The sequence below is a fragment of the Streptomyces violaceorubidus genome, assembly GCF_000717995.1.
In the GTDB taxonomy this organism is placed as follows: Bacteria; Actinomycetota; Actinomycetes; order Streptomycetales; family Streptomycetaceae; genus Streptomyces; species Streptomyces violaceorubidus.
This window is the reverse complement of the sequence record NZ_JODM01000027.1, coordinates 68,122-85,095: the sequence shown is the minus strand read 5'-3', so window position 1 is coordinate 85,095 and position 16,974 is coordinate 68,122. Positions and strand designations below refer to the sequence as shown.

The following is a 16,974-nucleotide window of genomic DNA, read 5'->3' as shown; positions in this document are numbered from 1 at the left end:
GGTTGGCGCGTCAACAGAGCGCACATCCATGTCCCACCGATTCCGCGCCGTTCCGAGGACGGACACCCCCCGGCGCGGCCCCGACCCACCACCGAACCCACCGCGCAACCCGCACCCCCACCGGAGCCGCACAGGCGCCGCAGGCACCCGCAGGCACCCGCAGGCACCCGCACTCCCACATAACGATCCGCCGCACTCCACGTGCGCCACCCCCGCCCAGGGCCGATGCTGGACCCGTGATGGACGAGACGGAGTTCTGGGAGCTGATCGACGCCGCCCGGCAGCGCGCCGACGGTGATCCCGAGGACCAGGCCGACCTGCTCGTGGAGCGGCTGCTCGGCATGGACCCGGACCTGGTGCTCGACTTCGCCCGCCACTTCGAGGCCCGGTACAACCGCGCCTGCACCTGGGACCTGTGGGGCGCCGCATGGGTGCTGCTCGGCGGGGCCAGCGACGACGCGTTCGACTACTTCCGGTGCTGGCTGATCGGCCAGGGCCGCGAGGTGTACGAGGGCGCGGTGCACGAGCCCGACTCGCTCGCCGAGTTGCTGGACGACTTCGACGAGGAGCTCGACGGCGACGGCGAGGAGCTGGGCTACGCGGCCGACGAGGCCTACGAGCAGCTCACCGGCACCGTCGCCCCGGACCTGGGCATCGCGCCCGCGCCCGCCGAACCGCTGGGCACACCGATCGACCTGGAGGACGACCGGGCCCTCGCCGAGCGCCTGCCCCGCCTGTGGGCGAGGTTCGGACCGGAGTGAGGAGCGCCGCCCGCTCGGGCGGAGTCAGGCGCGCCCCTGGAGCCGGGCCGCCGTGTCCCTGATGTCGCCGAGCCGGGCGGCGAGTGCGGCACCCGGGCAGCTCGTCGCGTACCCGTCGTCGTGGCCCGCCACGGCGGGCAGGGTGGCGGTGGCGCCGGCGGCGAACCGGCTGAGGCCGTTGCTGGAGACCAGGGCGACCTTCGCGCGCGGGTCGGCGCCGCTCTCGCCCAGTTTCCAGGCGGCCACCGCGGCGATCGCGTCGGTCAGCGCCCGGGGCACGGGCACCCCGGCGGTGTAGGTGCCGAGGGCGGCGATCCCGGTGGTGCGGTGGTTGAAGCCCTGGGTGTGGGCGCCGGTGACGGGCCGGTCGATGCCGCCGGCCCGGCCCTCGTAGATGGTGCCGCAGCGGTCCACGACGAAGTTGTAGCCGATGTCGTCCCAGTCCCGGGCGCCGGTCTGCCCCTGGTACACCCCGCGCAGGATGGCCGGCACGTCGGCGCAGTCGTAGCCGTTCGGCGTGTCCGTGTGGTGGACGAAGACGGCGATCACCTTGTCGTCGTAGCGGGGGGCGGGCTGGACGCGGGCGGCGGCGCCCAGCCAGACCGACCGGGGCACGATGTCGGGGCGGGGCGCGGCGTACCGGTCGGTGGCGGCGGCCGGAGCGGCCCCGGCGTCGGCCGCCCGTTCCACGCCGCCCGCGCACAGGAAGAGCGCGGCGACGGCGGCCAGACCGGGCAGTGCGCCGAGCAGCACCCGGGCCGCGACCGGCAGGTGGGCGGCGCCGGGTATGCGGGAGGAACGGCGTTCCCGGGCGCGTCGCGGTCCTCGGAAGACGGGCATGGTCCCACTGTCCGGTGGATCCGCTCTGTCCGCGATGTGTGGTGTGCCACCCGGTGGAACCACGGTGGAACCATCGTCCCGGTGCACGACGTTCCACGGTTGACCGCACACGTCCGCTTCGCACGAGGCCCCGCGCAAGGCCCTGACGCGCAAAGCCCCTGGCAGGCGTCGGCTCGCACGGGGCAGCCGTTTTCGGACCCGACAGAAAGGCGGTTCGCGTGGACCTGCTCGACCTCGTGCTGGCCCTGGTGGTCCTGGTCTACGCGGCCTCCGGCTACCGGCGGGGGCTGGTGGCCGGCTGCGTGTCGCTGACCGGCTTCGTGGGCGGTGCGGCGCTCGGCGTGTGGGTCCTGCCGTGGATGACGGGCCTGGTGACCCGGGGCTCCCCGGCGGCGACGGCGGTCGCGGTGGCCACGGTGCTGCTCCCGGCGATGGTGGGCCACGAACTGGCGGGACGCCTGGCGCTGCGGCTGCGCCGGGAGCTGGACGCCGGTCCCCTCCGGGTGGCCGACGGGGTCGGCGGGGCGGTGGCGAACTCGGCGGCGGCGCTGATCGTGGCGTGGGTGGCGGCGAGCGTGCTCGCGGCATCCTCGTCCTCGCTGCTCAACTCGGCGATCCGGGACTCGACGCTGCTGGGCGCGGTGCAGCGGGTGATGCCGGACACGACCCCGGCCTGGTTCTCCGGAGCGACGTCGGCACTCGCCGACGCGGGGTTCCCGCAGGTCTTCAACCCGTTCGAGAACGAGTCGGCCGCCGAGGTGGCCGAGCCCTCCGGCGACAGCGTCACGCCCGCGGCCACCCGCGCGGCCAAGCTCAGCACGGTGAAGGTGGAGGGCGTGACCGGCACCCAGGGCCGGGAGGGCAGCGGCTTCGTGTACGCGCCGGAGCACGTGATGACCAACGCCCACGTGGTGGCGGGCATCGACGACCCGACCGTACGGGTCGGCGGCGTGGGCCCGGCCTCCGAGGCGCGGGTGGTGCTGTTCGACCCGGACAAGGACGTGGCCGTGCTGTACGTGCCCGGTCTGAGGGCTCCGGTGCTGCGGTTCGACGAGGACGCCGCGCGCGGGGACGCGGCGGTGGTCGCGGGATATCCGCAGGACGGCACCCTGGACCTGCGGGCGGCGACGGTGGCGAACCGGGTCCGCGCCACCGGCCAGAACATCTACAACGACCGGAGCGTGACCCGGGAGATCTACTCGATCCGGTCCACGGTCCGCCCGGGCAACTCGGGCGGACCGCTGCTGACCACCGACGGCCGGGTGTACGGCGTGGTGTTCGCCCGGTCCACCTCCGACGCCGAGACCGGCTACGTGCTGACGGCGGGCGAGGTGGCTCCCGAGGCACGCGACGCGGCCGGGGCCACGCGGGCGGTGGACACGGGCGAGCCGGTCACGCCGTGAGCGCGCCCTCGGCAGGGGCGTCCGGCCCGGCAGGAGCGTCCGGCCCGGTCAGCATCTGTCCCATCAGCACGTCGTCGACGTACCGGCCGTCGAGGTGGAACTCCTCGGGCTGTACGCCCTCGACGACGAAGCCCTCCGACTCGTAGAGCGCCCGGGCGGCCGTGTTGTGCCCGAGGACCCGCAGGGTGATGCGGCGGAAGCCCTCCCGCCGGGCCTCCTCGACGGCCGCCCGGACCAGCGCCCGCCCCACGCCGTGGCCGCGGGCCGCGCCGACGACGGCGAGGCCGCGGATCTGGCGGACGTGGGTGTTGGAGGCCAGCGGGGTGGGGAAACCGAGGCGGACGTAGCCGACGACGACGCCGTCGAGCTCGGCGACCAGGTGGGCGTCGGGCCCGCTGGTGTCGCGGAAGAAGGGGTCGTCCGGTCCCGGCGGAGGCGAAACGGCGTGCAGGTGGGACCATGTGTCGAGGTCGATCCGGCGCAGCGGCTGCTCGTCCTTCGACCTGGCTCGGCGTATGTGCGGGACTGGCATGACGATCACTGTACGACGCGGTGCCGGGCACCGTTCCGTGGTTTTCCGCGGGCCACCCGGCAGGATGGGCCCATGGACGACGGACGCGTGAACGGCGGGCACATGAACGGGCGCTTGGGCAGGGAACGTTCCCGCATCGCGGTGGCCGGTGCGTCCGGTCTGATCGGCGGCGCGCTGGCGCGGTCCCTGACGGCGGACGGGCACGAGGTGGTGCGCCTGGTGCGGCACGCGCCCGGGGGGCCGGACGAGGTCCGCTGGGACCCCGAGAACGGGCGGGTGGACGCGGCCGGGCTGGAGGGCTGCGACGCGGTGGTCAATCTGGCCGGGGCCGGGGTGGGCGACCACCGCTGGACCGAGGCGTACAAGACCCGCATCCGCAGCAGCCGGGTCCACGGCACCACGGCGCTCGCGGAGGCCGTCGCCGCGATGGAGCGGCCGCCGAGGGTCTTCGTGAACGGCAGTGCGATGGGCTACTACGGGAAGACCGGCGACCGGCCCGTGGACGAGAGCGCGCCCCCGGGGGAGGGCTTCCTGCCGGGCCTGTGCGTGGAGTGGGAGGCCGCGGCGGCCCCCGCCCGGGAGGCGGGCGTGCGGACGGTGTTCACCCGGACCGGGCTGGTCGTCGCGCGCGGGGGCGGCGCGTGGGGCCGCCTCTTCCCGCTCTTCCGGGCGGGGCTCGGCGGGCGGCTGGGCGACGGCTCGCAGTACTGGTCCTTCGTCGCGCTGCACGACGAGGTGGCCGCGATCCGGCACCTCATGGACCGGGACGGCCTGTCGGGCCCCTTCAACCTGACCGCCCCTCAGCCGGTGACGAACCGTGAGGTGACGTTGGCCATGGGCCGGGTGCTGCACCGTCCGGCGCCCTTCCCGGTGCCCGCGCCGGTGCTGCGGGCGGTGCTCGGCGAGATGGCGGGCGACGTCCTCGGCAGTGCCCGGGTCCTGCCGGCCCGCCTCCTGGAGTCGGGCTTCCGCTTCGCGTTCCCGGAGATCGACGGGGCGATCCGGGCGGCGCTGTAGACCTGCCCGGTGACGCGTACGGACGGCCTACGACCACTCGTCGACCGCTCGACCACTCGACCGCTCGGCCGCTCGGCCACCTCGGCCACCGTCTGGCCACCACACGGCGACCACTCGACCACCGCACGATGACCGTGTACCGACCACTCGACCGCTACTCAGCCACCACTCGGCCACCGCACGGCCACCGTGTACCGACCGCGTGGCGACCGCACGGCGACCATGTACCGACCGCTCGGCCACCGCACGGCGATCATGTACCGACCGCTCGGCCACCGCACGGTGACCACGTACCGACCGCTTGGCGACCGTGTCCCACCCGTATGCGACCACCGTGCGACCGTGTGCTGCCCCCGAGTGATTCCCGTTGACCGTTCCGGGCCCTAACCTCGTCTCGAACTCGGGTATTCCTCAAGCCTGTTGGGGGCATGACGTCTCCAGCGGCCGCGCAACCTCGAGGAGGGGCACGTGCTTGAGCCCGCGTACCAGGCGGACGTCGTCGTCGTGGGGGCCGGGATCGCCGGACTCGCCGCGGCGCAACGGCTGACCAGCGCAGGAGTGACGACCACGGTCCTGGAGGCCGCCCATGCGGTGGGCGGCCGGATGGCCACCGAGAAGATCGACGGTTTCCGGCTCGACAGAATCGGCCAGCTGCTGTCCACGGCCCATCCCGAACTGCGCAGCACCCCCGGGCTGGAGGGCCTCGCGCTGCTGCCCTTCGCCCCCGGGGTCCTGCTGCACAGCGAGGGCCGGCACCACTTCGCGGGCGCCCCAGCGAGCGTACGGAGCGCACGGGGCGCACTCCACGCGGTGCGCGCCCTCGCGAGCGCCCCCCGCTCGATGCCCGCGCCCCGGCGCACGGTCAACCCGCCCGACGGGCCCGCCGCCGCGCCCCGCACCCGTGCCGGCGCCCCGCTCGGCACCGCCGTCGACCAGGCCCGGCTCGGTGCCGCGCTGGCCCGGCTCGCGCACACCCCGGCCGAACGGCTGCTGGCCCGGCCGGAGCTGCCCGCCGCCCGGGCGCTGGCGGCCCGCGGGCTGCCGGCCCGCGCGATCGACGGCTTCCTGCGTCCGCTGCTCGCCGCCCTGCTGTACGACCCGGACCTCACGACGTCCAGCCGGTGCGCGGACCTCGCGCTGCGGGCCTTCGCCGGCGGACGGCTGGCGCTGCCGGAGGGTGGCGCCGAGGCCCTGCCGGAGCACATGGCGCGGTCGCTGCCGCCGGGCACCGTGCGCACCGGCGTCCGCGTCACCTCGGTCGCGACCAACGCCGTGACCACCGCGGAGCACGGCGTCATCCGCTGCCGGGCCGTCCTGGTGGCGACCGACGCCCGCGCGGCGGCCGAACTGCTGCCGGGGCTGAGGGTGCCGGACTTCCACCCGGTGACGGTGGTCCACCACACCACCGACGAACCGACGAGCACCGGCGCGGCCCTGCTGCTCGACGCCGACCGGGGCGGCCCGGTGGCCCACACGGCGCAGGTCAGCCTGGTGGACCCGTCCCGCGCGCCCGCCGGACGCACCCTCGTCTCGTCGACGGTCCTCGGTCCTCCCCCGGCGGACCTCGACACCGCCGTACGCATCCACCTGGCCCGCCTCTACGGCACCCCGACCACCCGCTGGGAGACCCTCGCGGTGCACCACACGCCCGAGGCGGTGCCCGCGATGCGCCCGCCGCACGACCCGCGCAGGCCGGTACGGCTGCTGGCCGGCCTGTACGTGTGCGGCGACCACCGCGACACCAGCACCCCCCAGGGCGCGCTGCACTCGGGCCACCGGGCCTCGGCGGCGATCCTGAGCGACCTGGGCGCGGGCCGGCCGATGCACACGGCGGAACCGGCGGCGACGGCGCACGCGGCCTAGACAAGGGATCCGGCGCTACCCCAGGGCGGCCACCTTGTCCCGGTATCCCCGTACCGGGGCGGCGTCCCGGTACGGCTCCAGGCGGCGCTCGAAGTCGCGGACGTACTCCGCGGCCCGCACCGAGCGCATCTCGGCCGCCTGCCCCGCCGCCTCGGCGGCCAGCTGGCAGGCCTGGTCCAGCTCGCCGAGCCCGAGCCGGGCGGTGGCGAGGACGACCCGGCAGAACAGCCGGCTGCGGGCGTAGACGGGGGCGCGCAGTTGCAGCGAGCGTTCCGCGTGCTGGGCGGCGGCGCGGAACTGCTGCAGATCGCGGTGGCAGTGCCCGAACTCGTCGGCGAGCTGGGCCTCGTCGAAGAAGCGCGCCCAGTGCGGCACCTCGTCGCCGGGCCGGGCGGCCTCCATCGCGCGCTCGGCCCGCACCAGCGCCGCCGTGCACGCCCGCACCTCCCCGAGGACCCCGTGCGCCCGCGCCTCGGCGGCGTGCAGCAGGGTCTGCACCACCGGCGGCGCGGAGGTCCCCACGCCCTGCTGCGCCACCCGCGCGAGCTGCACCGCCTCCCGCCCGTGGCCCAGGTAGACGGCCTGCCGGCTCATGGTGACCAGCACGTACGAGCCGTACGCCCGGTCCGCAGCCGCCTGCGAGAGCCGCAGTGCCTGCACGAAGTACCGCTGGGCGAGCCCGTGCGCGACGATGTCGTACGAGGTCCAGCCCGCGAGCCGGGTCAGGTCGGCGGCGGCCGCGAAGAGGCGGCGGCCGGTCTGCTCGCCGTAGGTGCCGCGGAGCATCGGCTCCAGCTCGTGCTCCAGGTAGCGCACCAGGGCCTGGCGGGCGTGGCCCCCGCCGTACCGGTCGTCGAGGCTGCGGAACAGCTCGCCGACCGAGCGCAGCGCGGCGAGGTCGCCGCCGCTGACCTTCTGGCCGGGGCCGCGCTCGGCGGGGGTCCGGCGCCGGGACGGGTCGAGCGGGAGGGCGAGCCCGGGGGTCGAGGGGCGGCCCTGCGCGGGGATGCGGACGGGCACCTCGGCGCGGGCCACCTTCTCGTCGGCGCGGCCGATCAGCCAGTCGCGGCTGGGCACGACGAGCCCGGCCGGGGTGAAGGCGATCTTGCGCAGTTCGGCGTGGCTGCCGGAGTCCTTGCGCCACAGCCCGCCGACGATGTCGACCGCCTCCTCCGGGCTCCCCGCGAACTCCAGGCCCGCGTAGACGGGTGCGCAGGCGTCCAGGCCGAGGTCCTGGGCGCTCAGGCGGCGGCCCAGGCGCCGGGTGAAGACCTCGGCGATCAGGGCCGGGGTGGTGCCGCGGGGCTGCTGGCCGCGCAGCCACCGGGTGACGGACGTCTTGTCATATCTGAGGTCCAGGCCGTGTTCGAGTCCGAGCTGGTCGACGCGACGCGCGAGACCCGCGTTCGAGAACCCCGCTTCGGCGATGAGCGCGGCGAGCTGGCGGTTGGGGGTGCGCTGCGCGGGTCGTTCCGTCATGGTGCGGTGCGGTCTCCTGCCTTCCGGGCGTTCGATTGCCCGGAGCGCCTGTGAGCAGCCCTTATGGCCTCGTGAACGGCGCGAATGTAGCGGAGAGTAAGCACCCGATCGCACAATTCGCCCGGCATTCATCCGATCGTGTGAGAATTGCCCGCCCGGCTGACGACGCGCGGGCGGTCGTACAGTGGCGTGGGCACGCTTCGTGCCTTACGACCTTGCAGGGAGGCACGTGCCGTGAGTGAGCTGCGCTTCGTCCGGATGGGGTTCGGTGCCGAACGCGTCGAGTACCAGGAGGCGTGGGACGAGCAGCGCCGGGTGCACGCCGCGCGGTTCGCCGACGAGGTCCCCGACACCGTGCTGCTCCTCGAACACCCGCCGGTCTACACCGCCGGCCGGCGCACCGCGGACAGCGAGCGCCCCCTCGACGGCACGCCGGTCGTCGACGTGGACCGGGGCGGCAAGATCACCTGGCACGGCCCGGGCCAGCTGGTGGGCTACCCCATCCAGAAGCTCCCGCGTCCGGTCGACGTGGTGGCCCACGTCCGCCGCCTGGAGGAGGCGCTGATCCGCACCTGCGCGGAGTTCGGCCTCGAGACCACCCGGGTCGAGGGCCGCAGCGGCGTCTGGGTCCTCGGCGACCCGGTCGAGCAGCGTCCGAAGCTCGGCGGCCTGTCCCTGGACTTCGACCCGCGCCTGACGGACGAGGAGTTCGACCCCCGCCTCAACGGCCCCGACTACGCCCCGTCCAACGCCGGCCAGCGCCGCGAGGACCGCAAGATCGCCGCGATCGGCATCCGGGTCGCCAAGGGCGTCACGATGCACGGTTTCGCGCTGAACGTGAACCCCGACAACAAGTGGTTCGACAGGATCATCCCCTGCGGCATCCGCGACGCGGGCGTCGCCTCCCTGGCGAACGAACTCGGCCGCGACGTGACCGTCGAGGAGGTCCTCCCGGTGGCCGAACGCCATCTCCGGGACGTCCTGGAGCACGCGGAACTCAAGCCGAGGGTGATCGAGAAGGCTCCGGCGGCATAAAACCGGCCCGTCCGGCGTTTGAGGACGGGGCCCGTCCAGGGCCGAAGCGGGGCCCGGGGGCGGCAGTCCTCAAAGGCCCGCACCCTCGCCGGGCATGCAAAACAACGGGCGTACCCTGAAGAACGCCGAAGAATCAATCGCTAGGGAGCCGGTCGTGTCCGCAGTCGCACCCGACGGACGCAAGATGCTGCGCCTGGAGGTCCGCAACAGCCAGACCCCCATCGAGCGCAAGCCCGAGTGGATCAAGACCCGGGCGAAAATGGGCCCCGAATACACCAAGATGCAGAACCTCGTGAAGAGCGAGGGTCTGCACACCGTCTGCCAGGAAGCCGGCTGCCCCAACATCTACGAGTGCTGGGAGGACCGCGAGGCGACCTTCCTCATCGGCGGCGACCAGTGCACCCGGCGCTGTGACTTCTGCCAGATCGACACCGGCAAGCCCGAGGCGCTCGACCGCGACGAGCCGCGCCGCGTCGGCGAGTCCGTGGTCACCATGGACCTGAACTACGCCACCATCACCGGCGTCGCCCGCGACGACCTCCCGGACGGCGGCGCGTGGCTGTACGCGGAGACGGTGCGCCAGATCCACCAGCAGACCGCCGGCCGCGAGGCCGGCCGCACCAAGGTCGAGCTGCTGGCCCCGGACTTCAACGCGGTGCCGGAGCTGCTGCGCGAGGTCTTCGACTCCCGCCCCGAGGTCTTCGCGCACAACGTCGAGACCGTCCCGCGGATCTTCAAGCGCATCCGCCCCGGCTTCCGCTACGAGCGCTCCCTGAAGGTCATCACCGAGGCCCGCGACTTCGGTCTGGTCACCAAGTCGAACCTGATCCTCGGCATGGGCGAGACCCGCGAGGAGATCAGCGAGGCGCTGAGGCAGCTGCACGAGGCCGGCTGCGAGCTGATCACCATCACGCAGTACCTGCGCCCGTCCGTGCGCCACCACCCGGTGGAGCGCTGGGTGAAGCCGCAGGAGTTCGTGGAGCTGAAGGAGGAGGCCGAGCAGATCGGTTTCTCCGGCGTGATGTCGGGCCCGCTGGTGCGCTCCTCGTACCGGGCCGGACGGCTCTACGGGATGGCCATGGAGCAGCGTCGCTCCGCCACCGTGTGAATTCCCGCACAAGCCACTACTGGCCAGTAATGGCCGATGCACCGCGGCTCCGACCGTCCTCGCTGATGAGGGCACCGGTCGGGGCCGCGAGCCCGTTCCAGGACCCGGCAACGCGGCTTCATGTGCGTTTGACCGGCGGGTCACGCCCTGGTAACACCAATCAGTGACCCTGGAATCACAGCACGTACACCACCACGTACATCCGTCTCCGCACCCGGAGCCGTACCGAGGGGGGACCTCCACGATGCAGGCCGCACCCGTTCGCCCCGCCACCGTCCGCGCCACGGCCATCCCGTCGTTCACCACCGCCCTGCGGGCCGTCGAGTCGCTGCTGATGAGCGGCGGCCAGCGCACCGCCCGGCGCAACGCCTGGAACTCCGTCCTGGAGGACCGCCGCCGCGCCAAGGACCGGATCGAGACGGAGCGCGCGCTGCGGCAGTCCGTCGCCGGCCGTCCCTGAGCCCGGCTGACGGGCTCCCGCCTCCCCTCGCGCCGGGCACTGCCGTCGTCGGCGCTTTCGGGGGCACGTAGACTTCGTGCCATGGCGAGGAAGGAACCTGCAGCGGACGCTGCGAATCCCGGGCGACTGAAGCAGATCGCTCTGACCTACAAGATGACCCGCAAGGCCGACAAGAAGATCGGTCTTGTGCTCGCGGGTGTTGGCATCGTCGTCTTCGGTGTCCTCCTCGCGATCGGTTTCCTGATCGGTCACCCCATCTATCTCGGCATCCTGGGCCTGCTGCTCGCCTTCCTCGCGACGGCGATCGTCTTCGGGCGCCGGGCCGAGCGGGCGGCCTTCGGCCAGATGGAGGGACAGCCGGGCGCGGCGGCGGCCGTACTGGACAACATCGGCCGGGGCTGGACGACGACCCCCGCGGTGGCGATGAACCGCAACCAGGACGTGGTGCACCGCGCGGTCGGCAAGGCCGGCATCGTGCTGGTCGCGGAGGGCAACCCGAACCGGGTGAAGTCCCTGCTCGCGGCCGAGAAGAAGAAGATGAACCGCATCGTCGCCGACGTCCCGGTGCACGACCTGCTGGTGGGCACCGGCGAGGGCCAGGTCGAGCTGAAGAAGCTGCGCACCACCATGCTCAAGCTCCCCCGCGTCCTGAGCGGCCCGCAGGTCACCGTGACCAACGACCGGCTGCGCGCCCTGGGCGACCTGATGAGCAACATGCCGCTGCCCAAGGGCCCGATGCCCAAGGGCATGCGGATGCCCCGCGGCGGCAACCCCAGGCAGCGCTGACCCCGCAGGACTCCGAGACGCCGGTACGGCGAAGGGGGCGGCCCGATCACTCGGGCCGCCCCCTTCGCCGTACCGGTCGCGGTGCCGGTGCCGTGTGCGCGCGGGTCAGATCCGGACTTCGACGGTGCGCGCCAGCCGGTCGTGCAGCCCCCGGCCGTCGCGGTCCCAGATCAGCGCCGGGAGGGCGAGGCACAGCAGGACCGAGCGCAGCAGGGCGCGCAGCGGGCTGGGGCGGCCGGTGGCGAGGTCCACGACCCGCAGGCCCAGCAGGCGCTTGCCCGGGGTGAAGCCGACGGTGCCGACGGTCAGCACGCTCAGCACGAAGAAGATCAGCAGCGCCCAGTTGCTCGCCGTCTGCCCGTAGCTGCCCGTGATCAGCCCGTATGCGATCAGGGAGCACAGGGCCCAGTCGACGGCCAGCGCGCCGAGCCGCCTGCCCGGGCGGGCGATCGAACCCGGCCCGTCCTCGGGCAGACCGAGCTGCTCGCCGCGGTGTCCGAGATCGGCGCCGGCGTCTTCCACGGCCGCGCGGGGGCCGGAGAGCCACGATCCGATTGCTTGCCTGTTGTCCACCCGAACACGGTACTGCGCCCGTATACGTACCGGGAACGGCGGGGTGTGCGGGCCTCGGATCCGGCCTAGGCTGGGGAGGGAGCCGGTTAACTTCTGCGAAACAAATGGGTCACGCCCGAGAAATCACCCGTCCCTAGGGTCGAGGAAGCGTGTGCCACCCGCACTGGCCGCACCAACGATCTACCAACCCGGCGGGACGGTCGGGAGTAGGAGGAGCTGGATGTTCCAGAACGCCGACGACGTCAAGAAGTTCATCGCGGACGAGGACGTCAAGTTCGTCGATGTCCGGTTCTGCGACCTGCCGGGCGTCATGCAGCACTTCACGTTGCCCGCCGAGGCGTTCGACCCCGACGACGAGCAGGCCTTCGACGGATCCTCGATCCGCGGCTTCCAGGCCATCCACGAGTCGGACATGGCCCTGCGTCCCGACCTGTCCACGGCGCGCGTCGACCCGTTCCGCCGGGACAAGACGCTCAACATCAACTTCTTCATCCACGACCCGATCACGGGCGAGCAGTACTCCCGCGACCCGCGGAACGTGGCGAAGAAGGCCGAGGCGTACCTGGCCTCCACGGGCATCGCCGACACGGCGTTCTTCGGCCCCGAGGCCGAGTTCTACGTCTTCGACTCCGTCCGCTTCGCCACCAGCGCGAACGAGTCCTTCTACCACATCGACTCCGAGGCCGGCGCCTGGAACACCGGTGCGCTGGAGGACAACCGCGGTTACAAGGTCCGCTACAAGGGCGGCTACTTCCCGGTCCCGCCGGTCGACCACTTCGCCGACCTGCGCGCCGAGATCTCCCTGGAGCTGGAGCGCTCCGGCCTCAAGGTCGAGCGCCAGCACCACGAGGTGGGCACCGCGGGCCAGGCGGAGATCAACTACAAGTTCAACACGCTGCTCGCCGCCGCCGACGACCTCCAGCTCTTCAAGTACATCGTGAAGAACGTGGCCTGGAAGAACGGCAAGACGGCGACCTTCATGCCGAAGCCGATCTTCGGTGACAACGGCTCGGGCATGCACGTCCACCAGTCGCTGTGGGCGGGCGGCGAGCCGCTCTTCTACGACGAGCAGGGCTACGCCGGCCTGTCGGACACCGCCCGCTACTACATCGGCGGCATCCTCAAGCACGCCCCGTCGCTGCTGGCCTTCACCAACCCGACGGTGAACTCCTACCACCGCCTGGTGCCGGGCTTCGAGGCGCCGGTGAACCTGGTGTACTCGCAGCGCAACCGCTCGGCCGCGATGCGGATCCCGATCACGGGCTCGAACCCGAAGGCCAAGCGCGTCGAGTTCCGCGCCCCGGACGCCTCCGGCAACCCGTACCTGGCCTTCTCGGCGCTGCTGCTCGCGGGCCTGGACGGCATCAAGAACAAGATCGAGCCGGCCGAGCCGATCGACAAGGACCTCTACGAGCTGGCTCCCGAGGAGCACGCGAACGTGGCGCAGGTCCCGACCTCCCTGGGCGCCGTCCTCGACCGCCTGGAGTCCGACCACGAGTTCCTGCTCCAGGGCGACGTCTTCACGCCGGACCTGATCGAGACGTGGATCGACTTCAAGCGCGCCAACGAGATCGCGCCGCTCCAGCTGCGCCCGCACCCGCACGAGTTCGAGATGTACTTCGACGTGTGATCGACGGCCCACGCCGACCCGGCCGGCGCCCCCGTCCCCGTTTCCCGGGGGCGGGGGCGCCGTCGTGCGTGGCCGAAAACCCTTCACAGGGCGCGGGCGGGCCGGGATCATGTCCACCTACACGGTTGTTCGAGTCAGGGGGACGGGGAGAGTGCCGGAGATGCCGGACCGCGAGGACGAGGAGCGCGAGTACGACCTGAGGTGGGCGGAGGGCGCCGCGCACAAGGAGCCCTCGGCGCGGGCCCGGATGCTCGCCGCGCGCTGGAAGGAGAACCCCCCCCCCGGCCCGGTCCCCTTCCGCGCCGACCCGGACCACGTGGGCTCCGGGCGCCGGTCGTCGTGGGTGTCCACCGCCGTGGTGCTCGGCTGCGTGGCCGCGGTGATCGTGCTGCTCGGCTACATCAACTTCCGGGCGCCCTACTAGACCCGCCGCGTCGCCGGTCTCAGCGGAACGCGGTCACGTTGCGGGCGGCCCAGTCGGCGAAGGGGCGCGGGGCGCGGCCGAGGACGCGTTCGACGTCGGGGCTGACGCGCAGCTCGGCCGGGCTCGGGTTGCCGAGGATGTCCAGGGTGTCGTCGGCCAGCTCCGCCGGCATGCTGCGCGCCATGGCGGCCCTGGCCTCCTCGCGGGTCAGCTCCTTGAACGCCACGGGCGAGCCCAGCGCGGTGGCGAGGGCCTCCGTCTGCCCGCGCGGAGTGATCACCTCCGGGCCGGTCAGCTCGTAGGCGCCGCCGGTGTGCCGGTCCTCCAGCAGACAGGCCACCGCCACCGCGGCGATGTCCGCGGGGTCGACGACCGGCACTCCGACGTCCCCGAAGGGCGCGGCGACGACCCGGTGCGCGCGGACGGACTCGGCCCACCACAGGGCGTTGGAGGCGAAACCGCCGGGCCGCAGGAGGGCCCACTCCAGGCCGGATTCCCGCACCGCGTCCTCCAGCTCCCGCATCGCGATCCGCGTCGCCCCGAAGGGGCGGGTCACCACGCCGAGCGTGGAGAGCAGGACGATGCGGCGCACCCCGCTGTCCGCGGCTTCGCCGATGAGGTCGGCGGGGTGTGCGCCGAGGGCGTGCAGATCGCCGGAGAGCAGCAGGAACAGCGACTTCGCCCCGGCCAGCGCGGGCCGCAGGCCGGCCGGTTCGGCGAGGTCGGCCACCAGGTGGCGGACCCCGTCCGGCACCGCCGCCGGGTGCCGTGACACCGCCGTCACCTGCTCGCCCGCCTCGGCCAGCGCCCGCGTCAGCGGCCGCCCGATGTTCCCGGTCGCCCCGGTCACCACGATCATGTCCAGCTCCTTCTCGGATGTCCTCTGTGTGCCGTCACGCTAGGGGCGCGGACTTACTTCTCGTAAGGGCATACCTGAAGGTAAGCTCATGACATGACGGAAGGCGTGCAGCGCAGGCGGGTCGGGACCGGCGAGCGGTATGACGTGTTTCACACCGACTGCCTGGCGCGCGACGTGGTCGACCACGTGACCAGCAGGTGGGGCATCTGGGTGCTGATCTCCCTGCGGCGCAACGACCTCCGGTTCTACGAGCTGCGCGAGAGCATCCAGGGCATCAGCGAGAAGATGCTCGCCCAGACCCTGCGCGTCCTGGTCGAGGACGGGCTGGTCTGGCGGAAGGTCGAGCCGACGACTCCGCCGCAGGTCACCTACGGGCTGACCGAGTTCGGCCGGGACATCGGCGAGCCGCTGACGGACCTGTTCGACCGGATCACCCTGCGGCTGTCGGCGGGCGGCACGCCGTAGCCCCGGGGGCGGCGGGTGCACACTGGACAGCGGGACGAGTGCCCGACTGCGAGGTGGTGGAGATGCAGAGCCGCTTCCGAAGTGACCGGCGGTTGACCGTGCGCATGGGGATCACCCTGTTCCTGCTCGGCCTGCTGTACGTGGGGTTCGTCGCCGCGCTGATCGCGCTGCTGAAGTCCTGGGTCCTGGTCGTGGTGATCGTGGCGCTGATGTTCGGGGCGCAGTACTGGTTCTCCGACCGGATCGCGCTGTTCGCGATGCACGGCAGGATCGTGGAGCGGGACGAGTATCCGGAGCTGCACGGGGTGGTGGACCGGCTGGCGGCGATGGCCGACATGCCGAAGCCCGTGGTCGCGGTGTCGGAGATGGAGATGCCCAACGCCTTCGCCACCGGCCGCAATCCGGACAACGCGGTGGTCTGTGTCACCACCGGGCTGCTGCGGCGGCTGGAGCCCGCGGAGCTGGAGGGCGTGCTGGCGCACGAGCTGTCGCACGTGGCGCACAAGGACGTCGCGGTGATCACGGTGGCGTCCTTCCTCGGCGTGATCGCGGGCCTGATCGTGCGGTTCGCCTTCTACTCCCAGCTCTTCGGCGGGCGCCGCGACCAGAACACGATGGCGGTGCTGGCGGTCGTGATGGGTGTCTCGGCGGCCGTGTACGCGCTCAGCTTCCTGCTGATCCGGGCCCTGTCCCGGTACCGGGAGCTGGCGGCCGACCGGGCCGCGGCCCTGCTCACCGGGCGCCCCTCGGCCCTGGCGGCGGCCCTCACCAAGGTGACCGGCGACATCGCCCGCATCCCGACCAAGGACCTGCGCACGGCCCAGGCCTTCAACGCCTTCTACTTCACCCCGGCCTTCGGCAGCGAGCCCGGCCTCGGCCGGTTCTTCGCCACCCACCCCAGCCTGGAGCAACGGCTCGACCAACTCGGCCGGATCTCCGCCGAGCTGGGTGGGACGACGGCCCCCGGCAAGGTCTGAGAGGGGCGGGACGGACGTCACCGGGAAGACGCGGAGAGCCAGGGAAGGCGGGCACACGGGCATGGGACTGCTGGACATCCTGCTCGGCCGGTCCAGGGCCGTGGCCGCGGACCTCGACCGGCTCTTCGCCCTGCCCGCGGCGGCGGTGGGCCTGGAGGCCGCCGCCGGTTTCCGGCCGACCGGGCAGGGGGCGGTGTGCTTCGCCACGGTCGAGGGGGCGGCCTTCGAGCGCACGCACCGCGAGATCCACGCCCTGCTGGACGCGGACGCCGGCCGCACCCCGGTGGAGCTGACCCACGACTCCTACGGCTACTCCTGGCTCGTCTCGCGCCGCTCCCCGGACGAGCTGCCGCTCCTGGTGAACGATCTGCACGCGGTGAACAGCACCCTGGAGGCGGCCGGTTTCGGCCCGCGGCTGCTGTGCTCCCTGGCCGGCTTCGCGGCGGACGACGGGCGGCGGCTCGCCCTCGTCTACCTCTACAAGCGCGGCACCTTCTACCCCTTCGCGCCCCTGGACGGCGGGCAGCGGCGGGACAACGCGCTGGAGCTGCGGATCCGCGCGGCGCTCGCCGAGGAGCTGCCGGTGGAGGACGACCTGGGCCGCTGGTTCCCCGTGTGGGGAGCGCCCGGACTCTGAGCGCCGGCGGCGGCCCGCTGTCAGTGGTCTCGGGCACGATGTCCGTACGGGGGACCGGTACGCGGGACACGTACCGGTCCGACGTACCGGCAGACGCACCAAGGGCAGCACGGACGGGCGACGGG

General features: G+C 73.0%; 18 protein-coding genes. 13 read left to right on the top strand and 5 right to left on the bottom strand.

Annotation, left to right across the window (positions count from 1 at the left end):
* Positions 1 to 239 precede the first annotated feature (239 nt).
* The gene (locus IE94_RS0127005) at positions 240 to 761 is read left to right on the top strand and encodes a DUF4240 domain-containing protein (protein WP_030189239.1); all 522 of its coding nucleotides are present in this window, start codon (positions 240 to 242) and stop codon (positions 759 to 761) included.
* A 24-nt stretch (positions 762 to 785) separates the two neighbouring features.
* Here IE94_RS0127005 and IE94_RS0127000 read toward each other — a convergent pair whose 3' ends face one another.
* Complete coding sequence (locus tag IE94_RS0127000) at positions 786 to 1,601, bottom strand: peptidoglycan recognition protein family protein (RefSeq protein WP_425337984.1); 816 nt, start codon at positions 1,599 to 1,601, stop codon at positions 786 to 788.
* Between the two features lie 218 nt (positions 1,602 to 1,819).
* On the opposite strand from IE94_RS0127000, the gene IE94_RS0126995 reads away from it, so the two are divergent.
* Complete coding sequence (locus tag IE94_RS0126995; RefSeq protein ID WP_030189234.1) at positions 1,820 to 3,004, top strand: MarP family serine protease; 1,185 nt, start codon at positions 1,820 to 1,822, stop codon at positions 3,002 to 3,004.
* On the opposite strand, the gene IE94_RS0126990 is transcribed toward IE94_RS0126995, so the two are convergent.
* Positions 2,994 to 3,536, bottom strand: a complete 543-nt coding sequence (locus IE94_RS0126990; protein WP_051777697.1) for a GNAT family N-acetyltransferase — start codon at positions 3,534 to 3,536, stop codon at positions 2,994 to 2,996. The genes IE94_RS0126995 and IE94_RS0126990 overlap by 11 nt on opposite strands.
* A 72-nt stretch (positions 3,537 to 3,608) precedes the next feature.
* Here IE94_RS0126990 and IE94_RS0126985 point away from each other — a divergent pair, with 72 nt between their 5' ends.
* Both IE94_RS0126985 and IE94_RS0126980 read left to right on the top strand, forming a co-directional pair.
* Positions 3,609 to 4,553, top strand: coding sequence for a TIGR01777 family oxidoreductase (locus tag IE94_RS0126985; protein WP_078606603.1), 945 nt, complete (start codon positions 3,609 to 3,611; stop codon positions 4,551 to 4,553).
* Positions 4,554 to 5,021: 468 nt separating this feature from the next.
* Positions 5,022 to 6,416, top strand: a complete 1,395-nt coding sequence (locus IE94_RS0126980; RefSeq protein ID WP_030189226.1) for an NAD(P)/FAD-dependent oxidoreductase — start codon at positions 5,022 to 5,024, stop codon at positions 6,414 to 6,416.
* 15 nt (positions 6,417 to 6,431) lie between these two features.
* On the opposite strand, the gene IE94_RS0126975 is transcribed toward IE94_RS0126980, so the two are convergent.
* Complete coding sequence (locus tag IE94_RS0126975; protein WP_030189224.1) at positions 6,432 to 7,895, bottom strand: NsdA family TPR-like regulatory protein; 1,464 nt, start codon at positions 7,893 to 7,895, stop codon at positions 6,432 to 6,434.
* Positions 7,896 to 8,129: 234 nt separating this feature from the next.
* On the opposite strand from IE94_RS0126975, the gene lipB reads away from it, so the two are divergent.
* The 4 genes from lipB (at position 8,130) to IE94_RS0126955 (ending at position 11,284) form a co-directional block, all read left to right on the top strand.
* Positions 8,130 to 8,930, top strand: a complete 801-nt coding sequence (gene lipB, locus IE94_RS0126970; RefSeq protein ID WP_030189218.1) for a lipoyl(octanoyl) transferase LipB — start codon at positions 8,130 to 8,132, stop codon at positions 8,928 to 8,930.
* Positions 8,931 to 9,084: 154 nt separating this feature from the next.
* Entirely contained in the window at positions 9,085 to 10,038 is a 954-nt protein-coding gene (gene lipA / locus IE94_RS0126965) for a lipoyl synthase (protein WP_030189216.1), read from the top strand.
* Between the two features lie 244 nt (positions 10,039 to 10,282).
* Positions 10,283 to 10,498: an SCO2195 family GlnR-regulated protein gene (locus tag IE94_RS0126960; RefSeq protein ID WP_030189214.1), complete on the top strand. Its 216-nt coding sequence runs from the start codon at positions 10,283 to 10,285 to the stop codon at positions 10,496 to 10,498.
* A gap of 81 nt (positions 10,499 to 10,579) precedes the next feature.
* On the top strand, positions 10,580 to 11,284 hold the full coding sequence (locus IE94_RS0126955; RefSeq protein WP_030189212.1) for a DUF4191 domain-containing protein: 705 nt from the start codon (positions 10,580 to 10,582) through the stop codon (positions 11,282 to 11,284).
* A 105-nt stretch (positions 11,285 to 11,389) separates the two neighbouring features.
* Here the strand turns inward: IE94_RS0126955 and IE94_RS0126950 are convergent, their stop codons facing one another.
* Complete coding sequence (locus IE94_RS0126950; protein WP_030189211.1) at positions 11,390 to 11,857, bottom strand: RDD family protein; 468 nt, start codon at positions 11,855 to 11,857, stop codon at positions 11,390 to 11,392.
* 220 nt (positions 11,858 to 12,077) lie between these two features.
* Here IE94_RS0126950 and glnA point away from each other — a divergent pair, with 220 nt between their 5' ends.
* Positions 12,078 to 13,487 carry a type I glutamate--ammonia ligase gene (glnA, locus tag IE94_RS0126945; protein WP_030189210.1) on the top strand — a complete coding sequence of 470 codons (1,410 nt, stop codon included), beginning with the start codon at positions 12,078 to 12,080 and terminating at the stop codon, positions 13,485 to 13,487.
* A gap of 160 nt (positions 13,488 to 13,647) precedes the next feature.
* A complete protein-coding gene (locus tag IE94_RS0126940) occupies positions 13,648 to 13,911 on the top strand; it encodes an SCO2583/SCO2584 N-terminal domain-containing protein (RefSeq protein ID WP_030189209.1) in 264 nt (87 codons plus the stop codon).
* Between the two features lie 19 nt (positions 13,912 to 13,930).
* Here IE94_RS0126940 and IE94_RS0126935 read toward each other — a convergent pair whose 3' ends face one another.
* The gene (locus IE94_RS0126935) at positions 13,931 to 14,770 is read right to left on the bottom strand and encodes an SDR family oxidoreductase (RefSeq protein ID WP_030189208.1); all 840 of its coding nucleotides are present in this window, start codon (positions 14,768 to 14,770) and stop codon (positions 13,931 to 13,933) included.
* Positions 14,771 to 14,863: 93 nt separating this feature from the next.
* Here IE94_RS0126935 and IE94_RS0126930 point away from each other — a divergent pair, with 93 nt between their 5' ends.
* The 3 genes from IE94_RS0126930 to pspAB all read left to right on the top strand — a co-directional run bounded on the left by IE94_RS0126930 (position 14,864) and on the right by pspAB (position 16,849).
* Complete coding sequence (locus IE94_RS0126930) at positions 14,864 to 15,235, top strand: winged helix-turn-helix transcriptional regulator (RefSeq protein ID WP_030189207.1); 372 nt, start codon at positions 14,864 to 14,866, stop codon at positions 15,233 to 15,235.
* Between the two features lie 62 nt (positions 15,236 to 15,297).
* Positions 15,298 to 16,212 (top strand): zinc metalloprotease HtpX, encoded by a 915-nt coding sequence (gene htpX / locus IE94_RS0126925; RefSeq protein WP_030189206.1) that lies wholly within the window; start codon positions 15,298 to 15,300, stop codon positions 16,210 to 16,212.
* Between the two features lie 61 nt (positions 16,213 to 16,273).
* Positions 16,274 to 16,849, top strand: coding sequence for a PspA-associated protein PspAB (gene pspAB, locus IE94_RS0126920; RefSeq protein ID WP_030189203.1), 576 nt, complete (start codon positions 16,274 to 16,276; stop codon positions 16,847 to 16,849).
* Positions 16,850 to 16,974 lie beyond the last annotated feature (125 nt).